Origin of the sequence: Amnibacterium sp. CER49 (genome assembly GCF_029846255.1) — a bacterium.
Lineage (GTDB): Bacteria > Actinomycetota > Actinomycetes > Actinomycetales > Microbacteriaceae > Amnibacterium.
In genome coordinates this window covers 534,906-546,593 of sequence record NZ_JARVWQ010000001.1, presented here as the reverse complement: position 1 = coordinate 546,593, position 11,688 = coordinate 534,906, and the positions used below count along the sequence as shown (strand labels likewise).

Here is an 11,688-nt window from a genome sequence, read left to right as displayed (position 1 = left end):
GCCGAGGAGGACGTCATCCTTCTGCCCCGCAGACACCGACCGACTGCGTCGGGTCAGGAATCGAACTGCGGCAGGCGCCAGGGAGACTCCAGCCGCAGCCACGGATCGCATTCTTGAAGTGAGGCCCTGTTGAGCGACGAGTCGAGAATCATCCTTCCTTCCGCGCCTGCGGATCAAGCAGAGCTGCCCGTCAAGTGCTGGTTCGAACCCCTGCTGATCGACACATACGATGTGGCAGCGCCTGACGGATATCCGCAGTTCCTCGACGCCCGCGTGTACCAGGGGTCGTCCGGCAAGGTCTTCCCGCTGCCGTTCCACGACCGCGTCGAGGTCGAGAAGCAGCCACGCGCGTGGCGAGGGGTCCATCTCGAGAACCACTGGCTCCGTCTCCTCATCCTTCCGGAGCTGGGTGGCCGCGTTCACATCGCCTACGACAAGTCCCTCGACTACGACCTCTTCTATCGAAACAACGTCGTCAAGCCGGCACTCGTCGGCCTGACGGGGCCCTGGATCTCGGGGGGCGTGGAGTTCAACTGGCCGCAGCACCACCGGCCCGCGACCTTTCTGCCGACAGAGGTCGCGATCGAGCGCGAGGAAGACGGCAGTGTCACGGTCTGGTGCTCTGACCATGATCCTTTCGCCCGTATGAAGGGTATGCACGGCATCCGCTTGCGACCTGACTCCTCGGCCATCGAGGCGAGGGTGCGCCTCTTCAACCGGTCCGAGGAGACGCAGACCTTCCTGTGGTGGGCCAACGCCGCCGCCGCGGTGAATGACGAATACCAGTCCTTCTTCCCAACGGACGTGCATCATGTGGCGGACCACGCGAAGCGTGCGGTCGTTGAGTTCCCACGTGTGCGGGGTCACTACTACGGAGTCGACTATGTGGCGCGCATGGACGCCGCCCATCCCGACGGGGACCGGATCGACTGGTACCGCAACATTCCCGTGCCGACCTCCTACATGGTCACGCAGACTGCGGACTCGTTCTTCGGCGGATACGACCACGGACGGGAAGCGGGCTTCGTGCACTGGGCGGACCGAGCTATCTCGCCCGGGAAGAAGCAGTGGACTTGGGGCAATGCGCCGTTCGGCCGTGCCTGGGATGCGAACTTGACCGACTCGGATGGTCCGTACGTCGAGCTGATGGCGGGTGTCTTCACCGATAATCAGCCTGACTTCTCGTTTCTTGCGCCCGGTGAGACGAAATCGTTCAGCCAGTTCTGGTACCCGATCTCGCGGATCGGCCCTGCCATGCAGGCGAGCCGGGAAGCCGCGATCCGGGTGGAGGCGATCGAACCGAAGCGAATCAGGGTGGGCGTCGCGACCTCGATCGTCGCTCAGGGCCTGAGCATCGTCTTCCGCGCCGCGTCAGGTGCCCTGCTGGGCTCGCTGCAGGCCGACAGTGCGCCGGGCGCGCCCGTCGTCGCCGACTGGAACCTTCCGCACGGCGTTGAGCCTGCGGAGCTCGCCGTCGAGGTGCGGCACGGCGGACGCACCCTTGTCCGGCACGCGTGGAGACCTTCCCGCGATGACGAGAACGACGACGAACCGCTCCGCGCGGTCGCGCCTCCCGCTCCCCAGGAAGTGGGGAGCGTCGAGGAGCTGTACCTGATCGGGCAGTACCTCAAGCAGTACCGCCATGCCACCCGGTCGCCGGAGCCGTACTGGCGGGAGGCCTTGCGCCGGGACCCGGGCGACGTGCGATCGAACCTTGCGATCGGGACCCTCCACTACGGCGCGGCACAGTACGCCGAAGCGATCGAGTACCTGCAGCGCGCAGTCGATCGCGAGACCCGATGGGTGCCGAACCCCGCCGATGGCGAGGCCCACTACCGGCTAGGGCTGGCGCTGCGTCGAGCGGGGCAAGATCGGCAAGCGCGACGAGCTTTCGAGAAGGCCACGTGGAACGCGGCGCAGGCCGTTCCGGCGCATCTGGCGCTGGCCCGCGCGCTCGCACCAACGGATCCTGCGTCGGCGCTCGAGCACGCCCGTCACGCGATGCGCCGCGACGTCGAGAACCTGCAGGTCCGGGACGTGCTCGTCGTGTTGCTCCGCCGGCTCGGATCAGTGCGGGAAGCCGAGCGCCTGCTGGCGGAGACGCTCCGACTCGACCCACTGGACGTCTGGGCGCGGCATCTCGACGGTCAGCAGGCCTCAGACGACTCGACCGCAGTGCTCGACCTCGCGCTCGAGTACGCCTCGATCGGTCAGTCGGACGAGGCGATCACCCTGCTGGAGCAAGCCGAGTCCCTCGCGAAATCGAGGCCCGCCGGCCAGGTGAATGTCGGGCCCCTCGCAGCCCTCCATCGCGCCGCGCTCGCCCTGGGCGCCGGCGAGACGGCCGCCGCACGAGCGGCCATGGCAGACGCCGCGACGCAGGACCCCACCCACGCCCTTCCCAGCCGACTGGACGACGTGGATGCCCTCGAGGCCGTCCTCGCCTTCGATCCTGATCAACCGATTGCTCAGGCGATGCTGGGGAGCTGGTACTTCGACCGCGGACGGATCGTCGATGCCGTCGAAGCCTGGCGAAGGGGCATCGACGCTGACCCCGACGGTCCGCTCGTGGCGCTGCTCCACCGAAACCTGGGCATTGCCGCTTACAACCACGACCAGGACGCGGCCGAAGCGGTCGTCCGCTTCGACGCCGCGCGAGCCGCCCACAGGAACGATGCACGCCTTCTGTACGAGGCCGACCAGCTCGCGTCCCGGACAGGCGTCCGGGACGAGTCGCGGCTGAAGCGTCTCGACGAGCAGCCCGATCTTGTCGCCTCACGCGACGACCTCGTGGTGGAACGCGCGCGGCTACTGATCGCCGTCGGGCAACCCGAGGCGGCGCAGAATCTCCTACTCAGTCGGCAGTTCCAGCCCTGGGAGGGCGGGGAGGGCGTCGTGCTCGCCGCGTGGGACAAGGCTGCGCTTGAAATCGCTCGCCGCGCGCTGCAGGACGGCGAGGCGACGACCGCGGTTGATGCAATCGAGGGCGCACTCAACCCACCTGCGAACCTCGGCGAAGCACGACACTTCCTTGCGACCACCGCCGACCTCCACCTCGCGCTCGGTGACGCCTACCTTGCACTCGGGCGCCCCGATGACGCCCGCGAGGCCTGGGAGTCAGCGGCCGCCGCGAGCGGCGACTTCACCGACATGGCGCCAGGCACATTCACCGAGCGCAGCGCATGGTCCATCGCCGCGCTCCAGCGCCTCGGCCGCAGCGATGAAGCGATCAACCAGCTCGAGCGATTGGACGATCACATCGCCAGGGAAGCCGCGCGACCCGCCGTCATCGACTTCTTCGCCACGTCGCTGCCCTCGATGCTGCTCTTCAGGGACAATCCAGCAGAGGAACGGGACGCACACGTCGCGCGCTTGCGCACGCTGAGAAACGAACTGGCGAACCAGATAGCCGCTGCTCAACACGACTCGGACCGCTGACCACGCGGGTTCAAGTCCCGCTGGGGTCACGAGCAGAAACCCCCGGTTCGCCGGGGGTTTCTTCGTTTCTGCAGCCGGCTTCGCCGACTCCCTGGCGTGGCCCTGGCTCCGGGTGCAGGATGTGCGCGTCACGACGAACTGATGACGCAGTCCGCGCGCCGCGTGGAGCGTCCGACCAGAAGCGAGACGCCGATGGCGCTCACCCTCCACCTGCACCGCTCGAGCGCGGTGCGATCGGCGCCGGCGCCGTCGCCCGTGCTGCCTCCGCGCTTCGGGGTCAGGACGGCGACCGTGAGGATGCAGGTGGTGCCGTTCTGGAAGGTCCTCAACCTCGCAGCCTCGGCTGACGCGTCGGGTCCGGGCGGGCTGCATCTCGTGGGATCCGGCGAGACCGACTTCGTGTGCGGGCGTTGTCAGCGATTGCTCGCATCCCACCTCGATGGGGCCGACCTGGTGAACAGGGCGTTGATGTGTCCCGCCTGCCACCACTGGAACCGGGTGCCCAGAGCCTGAACCCGGTCGATCCCCGCACGGCGTCGGCGGCAGCCGGGTCCACCGGCGCCTCGACGTCGTCGCCGCTCGCGCGCACGTCGCACCAGGAGGAGAAGCGAGCGCGCCCTCAACCCGGCCCCATCGCGGCACCCGACCCTGTCGGTGCCCGAAAGCGGGGTGGGGCGTCGCCGAGCTGATCTCTAGCGTGGGGAGCCGAGTCCATCTGAGATCGTACGAGGGGAAGCGGTGCTCGAGCAGACCGACCGCACCGCCGCCGAGGGAACACGGATCCCCGTGCTGGACCCGCTCGCGGCGCGGCCATGGATTCCGCTGGTCGTGGTGGCCGCGACGGTTCTCGCCGCGCACCTCGGGACGCGGGACTGGTCGTGGCACTACATCGCGCGGGGCGTCCGAACCCTGTTCTCTCCCGTGGGGCTGCACCTGTACGCGCTGCACCCCGAGCTGCAGATGGGGCCGCTCACGTTCGCGCTGGGGGCGCTGTTCGTGATCGTCCTCAAGGGCGCTGTCGGCAGCGTGGCTGCAGACGCGGTCATGATGGTCGTAGGGCTTCTCGCCGTGCGGGAGATCCGAACCCTGATCGACGTCTCGGATGCTTGTGCACGCCGTAGGTGGTTCCTGGCGAGCGGTCTCGTGCTGGTGGCGTGGTCCGAGGTGGCGGTGCACTGGGCACACCTCGACGACGCCATGGCGCTGCTGCTCGGCGTCGTCGGGGTCCGTCTCGCGCGATCGGAGCGCTTCCTCCCGGCCGGTCTGGTCCTCGCGCTCGCGATCGGCTTCAAGCCTTGGGCGGTCCCGTTCGTCGCCGTGCTGCTGCTCGCCGACCGACGGCGACTTCTCGCGGCGCTCGGGATGCTCGGTGGCCTCTCGGTGCTGATCTGGGGGCCGTTCCTGCTCGCGGACCCGTCTTCGGTCGGGGCGGGGCGATTCGGCATCCACGTCGAAGCGGCCTCCACGATCCACCTGCTGCACCTCGCTCATGGCACGACCCCCGCCTGGTGCCGTCCGGCGCAGCTGCTCGGGGGTCTCCTGCTCGCCGGTCTCGCCGTCCGACGGGGCCGCTGGCCGGCCGTGCTCCTCGTCGTGATCGCCCTGCGGATGCTCATCGATCCCGCGGCGAAGAACTACTACGACAGCGGCCTGATCCTCGGAGCGGCGCTGTTCGACGCCGCCGGCGCCACGGCTGCGGTGCCGATGCTGACGCTGATCGCGTTCCTCGGCGTCTATCTGCCCTCGTACCTGCTCGCCGGCACGCCGACCCTGCAGGCGATCGTCCGCACCGCGGCCCTGATCGTCCCGCTCGTCCTCGGCCTCGTCGCACCTTCCGCCACTGCACCGCACGCGTCACCGCGCCCGGAGGAGAAGCCGCTGATGCGTGACGCGACGACCGTGAAGGTCTGACGGACCCGGCCCCCGGTTCATCGGGCCGGGGGCTCCTCCCGTCCCGGGCGGTCAGCACCGCGAGCAGGACGGCACGGTTCGAGCCTGGTCTGCGGCTCGTGAACCGCGGTCAGACGGTGGTGAGGAGCTTCGCGACCGCGTCGAGGGAGCCGGGGACGAGGCGGTAGAAGGACCAGGTGCCCCGCTTGGAGCGGGTGAGGAAGCCGCAGTCGACGAGCACCTTGAGGTGGTGCGAGACGGTCGGCTGCGAGAGGCCGAGCGGCTCGGTGAGGTCGCAGACGCAGGCTTCCGCGTCCTCGTGCGCGGCGATCATCGAGACCAGCCGGATCCGCACCGGATCGGCGAGGGCACGGAGGACGGCGGCGAGGTCGCCGGCGCCCGCGGTGCTGATCGGCTCGCGGGTGATCGGGCTGCAGGCCTCGCCGACGCAGCAGGCGGCGCTCGTGACCGTGACGGGGATCAGAGTCGTGGTCATGCCGAGATCCTGACATCTTCATTGACGGTTGTCGATGGATGCGGTCTACTTTCCATCGATCGTCATCGATGAAGGAGCCGACGTGCCGCAGCCCGAGCCCACCGTCCTGTTCGTCTGCGTGCACAACGCCGGCCGATCGCAGATGGCGGCCGGCTTCACCGCCGCCCTCAGCGGGGGACGGGTGCGGGTCCTGTCGGCGGGGAGCGAGCCTGCCGACCGCATCAACCCGACGGCCGTCGCGGCGATGCAGGAGGTCGGCGTCGACATCTCCGGCAACCAGCCGCAGGTGCTCTCGGTCGACGACGTCCGGGCCTCCGACGTGGTCGTCACGATGGGCTGCGGCGACGCCTGCCCCGTCTTCCCGGGCAAGCGCTACGAGGACTGGGAGCTGCAGGACCCCGCCGGCCTTCCCCTCGAGCAGGTGCGCCCCATCCGCGACGAGATCCGATCCCGCGTGCGCGCGCTGCTCGACGAGCTGCACGTGCCGGTGGAGGCCCCCGAGAAGACGGAAGGGAGGTGACCGGACATGGACGACCAGACCTGCTGCGGCGGCATCTGCTGCTGACGCCCACCACCCGCTCGAGCAAGGACCCAGCCGAGCGGGTGGAGCGCGCCGGGAGCCGGGCAGGATGGCTGCGGTGAGCGCTGTTCCGGGACCCTCGCGGCAGCGGACCGCTCAGCTGCTCCGACGCCTCGGCGCCGAGCTCCTCGGCACCGGCCTGCTCGTCGCGATCGTGATCGGCTCCGGCATCGCCGCGCAGCGGCTCTCGCCCCACGACATCGGGCTCGAGCTGCTCGAGAACAGCCTCGCCACCGCGCTCGGGCTGCCGGTCCTCATCCTCATGGTCGGGCCGGTCTCCGGCGCGCACCTGAACCCCGTCGTCTCCCTCGCCGACTGGATCATCGGACGGCCCGCCCGAGCCGGCCTCCGCGGGCGCGAGGTGCCGCTCTACGTCCTCGCGCAGGTCCTCGGCGCCGTCGCCGGCGCGCTCCTCGCGAACGCGATGTTCGGCCTCCCTCCCGCCGTCGCCACCACGAGCAGAGCCACCCCGCCGCACCTCCTCGCGGAGGCCGTCGCCACGGCGGGACTCGTGCTCCTCGTCTTCGCCCTCGCCCGGAGCGGTCGGAGCGCCGCCGCTGCCCCGGCGGTGGGGGCCTACATCGGTGCCGCGTACTGGTTCACCAGCTCGACGTCCTTCGCCAACCCGGCCGTCACCGTCGCCCGCATGCTCTCCGACACCTTCGCCGGCATCGCCCCCGCCTCGGTCCCACCGTTCCTCGTGGCGCAGCTCATCGGCGGCGGCCTGGGGGTGCTGCTCGTGCGACTGCTCTACCCCGACGGGGCAGCGGCGGCGAGCACCGTCGTCGACGGGCCGTCCCTGCGCCCCGCCGAGCGGGACGGCACCCCCGCCGCGGACCGGACGGCACGCCCGGGCTCGCGACGCGCCGACGGCTGAGAGGGCGACGCCCGTGCCGACGGCGGCTCAGCCGGGGGCGCCCGGTCCGCGGCGGTGCTCCACGCCGCTACGGTCTCCGATGTGTCAACCGACTTCAGCGCCGACGAGGTGGTCCGTGAGGTGACGAACACCCTCGCCGAGAAGTTCCCGGGGCTCGATCGGAGCACGGTCGAGGAGATCGCGCGCGACGAGGTCGACAAGTACGTCGGTCGGCCGGTGCGCGACTACATCGCGGTCCTCGCCCAGCGGGACGCGAAGCGCAGGCTGAAGCAGCTCTGACCCGCGCCGGAGCTCGTCCTCCGCGCCGTGCCGCGGGCGCCCGCGCCGCGCTGCCGGCCGTCGCGACCGACGCGGCTCAGCGCGCGCCGACCGCCACAGGCCGTCCGAGGAAGGCCACGTGCACCTCGGAGCCGTGCTCGAGGGCGGTGTCGACGGCGTGCTGCACCGTCACCAGGGCGCCGTCCGCGGCCAGACGCAGGGTCGTGCGCCGCACGGCACCGAGGAAGCTCGTCGCGACGACCGTCGCCGCGAGACCGTCCTCGGCGATCGCGAGGTCCTCGGGCCGCACGAAGACGGACACGGGACCGTCCGGCCGGCCGCTCGGCAGCGCCTCGAGCCCCACCCCGTGCACGGTGACCCTCGCGCCGTCGAGCACGCCCGGGAGGCGGTTGGAGAGCCCGACGAAGTCGGCGACGAACGCGCTCACCGGCCGCAGGTAGAGCTGCTCGGGCGTGCCGATCTGCTCGATGCGCCCGGCGTTCATGACGGCGACCCGGTCGGCGACGGCGAGCGCCTCCTCCTGGTCGTGCGTGACGAAGAGGGTCGTGATCCCGGTCTCCTGCTGGATGCGGCGGATCTCGTCGCGCAGCTGCACGCGGACCTTCGCGTCGAGCGCCGAGAGCGGCTCGTCGAGCAGCAGCACGCGAGGGCGCGTGACGAGGGCCCGGGCGAGGGCGACCCGCTGCTGCTGGCCTCCGGAGAGCTGGTGGGCGAACCGGCCGCCGAGGGCACCGAGCCCGACGAGGTCGAGCGCCTCCTGCGCCCGGATCCGGCGTTCCGCCGCCGCGACGTGGCGCATCTCGAGTCCGAACGCGACGTTCTGCAGCACCGTCATGTGCGGGAACAGCGAGTACGACTGGAAGACCATGCCGATGTCGCGTCGGTGCACGGGGGTCGACTCGACGTCGGCGTCGCCGATGCGCACGTGGCCGCCGTCGATGCGCTCGAGGCCGGCGAGGGCGCGCAACGCGGTGGTCTTGCCGCAGCCGGACGGCCCGAGCAGCGCGACGAGCTCGCCGGGCGCGAGCGCGAGGCTCACCCCGTCGAGCGCGCGCTGCCCCGTGCCGTAGTCCTTCACGACCTCGACGAGCTCGACGGGCGTGCCGTGCTGAGCGAGCGACGGGCGGGCGGGGGAGAGGGTGGTCATCGTCGGGGCCTCCTCGATCGGCCGAGCGCTCCCACCGTGCTGATCACGACGAGGAGCAGGAACACGAGCAGCAGCGCGCCGAGCGCGAAGATCGTCGCCACGTAGGGGTCCGTCTGCTGCAGGAGCAGCAGCGCGGTCTGGAAGGTCGTGCGGCTCAGCACGTTCGCGATCGTGAACTCACCGAGGACGACCGAGATCGTGAGCAGGCACGACGAGAGCAGCCCGCGGCGCAGGTTGGGCAGGATCACGCGGAGCACGGTCGCCGGCCACGAGGCGCCGAGCGAGCGCGCGGCCTCGGCGAGCACGACGACGTTGAACGTCGAGAGGTTCGCGCGGATCGGCCGGTAGGCGTACGGCAGCACGATCACGCCGATGGCGAGCGCGAGCGTCCACGCGTCCGGGCCGACGAGCGCGCCGACGACCTGGTAGACGGGCACGAAGCCGACGACGAGCACCACCGTGGGCACCGAGATCGGCAGCAGGCACACGAGCTCGAGCACCCGGCGCGCCGCCGGGTAGCGGAGCTCGGCGAGCAGCATCGCGGGCAGGAGCAGCACCAGCACGATCGCGACCGTGAGCACGCAGATCCCGAGCGAGTTCGTGAGCCCCGTGAACAGGTCGGCGTAGTTCGACGCCTGCGCCGGGTCCAGGATCGCCGCGTAGTGCGCGGCCGTGATGGCGCCGCTGCCGGCCTGCTGCACCGTGAACCAGGCCATCGCTGCGAGCGGCACGAGGAACAGCGCCCCGGCGACCACGAGCACCGCGAGGCCCGTGACGGCCGACGGGACCGCGCCGGTGAGGACGCCCGACCGCGCGCGGGTGCGCACACGCGGCGTGGGCACCGCGTCGAGCGGCGGCGGGACCGCTGCGGCGGTCATCGCTGCCACCGCCGCGTGCGGCGCTCGAGGGCCGCGTAGCCGGTCATCAGCACGGCCATGATCGCGACCATGCCGAGTGCGAGCACGCCGGCGGTGTTCGCGACGCCCACGATCGTCTCGCTCGTCAGCTGCTGCTTGATCGCGAGCGGCACGATGCCGCCCTGGTCGATGAGCGCCGCGGCGGTCGCGTAGGAGGAGAAGGCGTTCGCGAAGAGCAGGATGACGCTGCCGAGGAATGCCGGCGCGAGCACCGGCACCCCGACGCGCAGCCAGTACTGCAGCCGCGTGCCGCCGAGCGTCGCGACCGCCTCGCCCCACTGCGGCTTCAGGCCGTCGAGGGCGGGCAGGAACGTGAGCACCATGAGGGGGACCCCGAAGTAGGTGTAGGGGAGGAGCAGGCCGCCGACCGTGTAGAGGAACGGCCCGTTCCCGTTGATGTCGACGTGCAGCACGGCCTGGATGAGCCGGGTCACGAGCGCCTCGGGCCCGACCGTCGCGATCCAGGCGAAGGCGAGCATGACGCCGCCGAACTGGGCCAGCACGCTGCTCGCCGAGTCGACGACGGCGCGGAGGGCGCCGTCGGGCCGGGCGGCGGTGAGCGCCCAGGCGATGAGCGCGCCGAGCACGGCGCTGACGCCTGCGGAGACCGCCGACACCCACACCGAGTTCCAGAAGTCCTTGAGGATCACGGGGTCGGTGAACGCGGCGAGGTTCGCGAGCGTCGGCGTCCCGTCGGCGGCGAAGAAGCCGCTCGCGACCGCGATGACGCCCGGGATCCCGAGGAACAGGACGACGTAGACGCCGAAAGGGGCGAAGCCGAGCCAGCCGACCCCGCGGCGCCGGAGCGATGCTCCGGCGCCGCGGCGTCCGACCCGTACGGATGCGGCGGTCATCGGCTCAGCCGACCGTCTGCGACCACTTCGACTTGAGCAGCGCGGCGGCGGCGGCAGCCTGGTCGCTCGTCAGCTGCACGAAGCTCGACGGCGGGGTGCCGACCGTCTTCAGCACCGCGGTGTCGACCGTGTTCTTCTGCTGCATCGCGCCGAGCATCGCGGGGTAGGCACCGGCGGCGAGGTAGAGGTTCTGCACCTCGGGGGTGTAGATCCACTCCTCCCAGAGCCGCGCGGCGGCCGGGTTCGGCGCGTTCTTGTTGATCGCCTGGTTGTAGTAGCTGCCGAGGGCGGTCCCGGGCAGCACGAGCGTCTTCCAGTTCGGGTTCGTGCCCGAGCCGCCCGCCGGGCCCCAGGCGAGGTTGTTGTACGACCACTGCAGCACGACGGGGGTCTGCCCCGAGTTCACGGTCGCCTGCGTCGGCAGCACCGAGATGAAGTTGCCGGCCTTCTTCAGCTTGCCGAAGAAGTCGATGCCGGGCTGGATGTCGGACGCCTGCCCGCCGGACTGCAGGGCGGCCAGGTAGACCGCGCTCGCGGCCTCGTTCGCCGCCGTCGGGTCGCCCTTGATCGCGACCTTGCCCTTGTAGGCGCTGCCGAGCAGATCGGCGAGCGACTTCGGTGCGGGCACCTTCGACGAGTCGTACCCGATGGACATGAGGCCCGTGTAGTCGTAGATCCACTTGCCCGACGGGTCCTTGAAGGCCGCCGGGACGTCGGCCCAGTTCGCGACCTTGTACGGCGCCATCATGTCGAGGTTCTGGTCGAGCACGGCCGTGCCGAGATCGAACACGTCGGGCGCGTTGCTGCCGGTGCCCGCCGACTTCGCGGCGGCGATCTCGTCGGCGGAGGAGCCGTTCGGGTTCTCCGAGGTGATCTTGATCTTCGGGTACTTCTTCTCGAAGCCGGCGATGATCTTGCCGTAGTTCGCCCACGACGGCGGCAGGGTGATCACGTTGAGGTGACCCTCGGCCTCAGCGGCCGCGACGAGGCCCTTCTGACCGCCGAGCGCGGCGGCGCTGGTCGCCTTCGCGGCCTTGGCCTTGTCGCCGGCGCTGGCGCCGGACGCGGCGCCGGAGCAGCCGGAGAGGGCCGCGGTGAGCGCGCCCACGAGGGCGAGCGCGGCGAGCGCGCGCGGGAGTCGGCGCACGGTGGTGCTGGTTCGCATGGTTCCTTCCAGGGGGACGGTGCCCGGGCAGTCGCCGGGCACGAT

Annotated in this window: 11 protein-coding genes; 6 read left to right on the top strand and 5 right to left on the bottom strand. The window is 70.9% G+C overall.

The features are described 5' to 3' along the window. Window positions 1-129: 129 nt before the first annotated feature. The 3 genes from QDR37_RS02680 (at window position 130) to QDR37_RS02670 (ending at window position 5,349) form a co-directional block, all read left to right on the top strand. On the top strand, window positions 130-3,438 hold the full coding sequence (locus tag QDR37_RS02680) for a DUF5107 domain-containing protein (RefSeq protein WP_279712001.1): 3,309 nt from the start codon (window positions 130-132) through the stop codon (window positions 3,436-3,438). A gap of 141 nt (window positions 3,439-3,579) precedes the next feature. Beyond that, window positions 3,580-3,951 (top strand): hypothetical protein, encoded by a 372-nt coding sequence (locus QDR37_RS02675; RefSeq protein ID WP_279712000.1) that lies wholly within the window; start codon window positions 3,580-3,582, stop codon window positions 3,949-3,951. Window positions 3,952-4,176: 225 nt separating this feature from the next. Continuing rightward, window positions 4,177-5,349: a hypothetical protein gene (locus QDR37_RS02670; protein ID WP_279711999.1), complete on the top strand. Its 1,173-nt coding sequence runs from the start codon at window positions 4,177-4,179 to the stop codon at window positions 5,347-5,349. Window positions 5,350-5,458: 109 nt separating this feature from the next. Here QDR37_RS02670 and QDR37_RS02665 read toward each other — a convergent pair whose 3' ends face one another. Continuing rightward, the gene (locus tag QDR37_RS02665) at window positions 5,459-5,824 is read right to left on the bottom strand and encodes a metalloregulator ArsR/SmtB family transcription factor (RefSeq protein ID WP_279711998.1); all 366 of its coding nucleotides are present in this window, start codon (window positions 5,822-5,824) and stop codon (window positions 5,459-5,461) included. A gap of 82 nt (window positions 5,825-5,906) precedes the next feature. On the opposite strand from QDR37_RS02665, the gene QDR37_RS02660 reads away from it, so the two are divergent. The 3 genes from QDR37_RS02660 to QDR37_RS02650 all read left to right on the top strand — a co-directional run bounded on the left by QDR37_RS02660 (window position 5,907) and on the right by QDR37_RS02650 (window position 7,560). After that, entirely contained in the window at window positions 5,907-6,344 is a 438-nt protein-coding gene (locus tag QDR37_RS02660; protein WP_279711997.1) for an arsenate reductase ArsC, read from the top strand. Window positions 6,345-6,462: 118 nt separating this feature from the next. Then, window positions 6,463-7,281 (top strand): aquaporin family protein, encoded by an 819-nt coding sequence (locus QDR37_RS02655; RefSeq protein WP_279711996.1) that lies wholly within the window; start codon window positions 6,463-6,465, stop codon window positions 7,279-7,281. 81 nt (window positions 7,282-7,362) lie between these two features. Next, complete coding sequence (locus QDR37_RS02650) at window positions 7,363-7,560, top strand: hypothetical protein (protein ID WP_279711995.1); 198 nt, start codon at window positions 7,363-7,365, stop codon at window positions 7,558-7,560. Window positions 7,561-7,636: 76 nt separating this feature from the next. Here the strand turns inward: QDR37_RS02650 and QDR37_RS02645 are convergent, their stop codons facing one another. Genes QDR37_RS02645 through QDR37_RS02630 form a run of 4 tightly spaced genes read right to left on the bottom strand, consistent with a single transcriptional unit; the run spans window position 7,637 to window position 11,643 of the window. Beyond that, entirely contained in the window at window positions 7,637-8,707 is a 1,071-nt protein-coding gene (locus QDR37_RS02645; RefSeq protein ID WP_279711994.1) for an ABC transporter ATP-binding protein, read from the bottom strand. Then, window positions 8,704-9,585 carry an ABC transporter permease subunit gene (locus tag QDR37_RS02640; RefSeq protein ID WP_279711993.1) on the bottom strand — a complete coding sequence of 294 codons (882 nt, stop codon included), beginning with the start codon at window positions 9,583-9,585 and terminating at the stop codon, window positions 8,704-8,706. Before QDR37_RS02640 ends, QDR37_RS02645 begins: the two co-directional genes overlap by 4 nt. Continuing rightward, window positions 9,582-10,478: an ABC transporter permease subunit gene (locus tag QDR37_RS02635; RefSeq protein WP_279711992.1), complete on the bottom strand. Its 897-nt coding sequence runs from the start codon at window positions 10,476-10,478 to the stop codon at window positions 9,582-9,584. The genes QDR37_RS02640 and QDR37_RS02635 overlap by 4 nt, the downstream gene beginning before the upstream one ends. 4 nt (window positions 10,479-10,482) lie before the next feature. After that, entirely contained in the window at window positions 10,483-11,643 is a 1,161-nt protein-coding gene (locus QDR37_RS02630) for an extracellular solute-binding protein (RefSeq protein WP_279711991.1), read from the bottom strand. Between the last annotated feature and the right edge of the window lie 45 nt (window positions 11,644-11,688).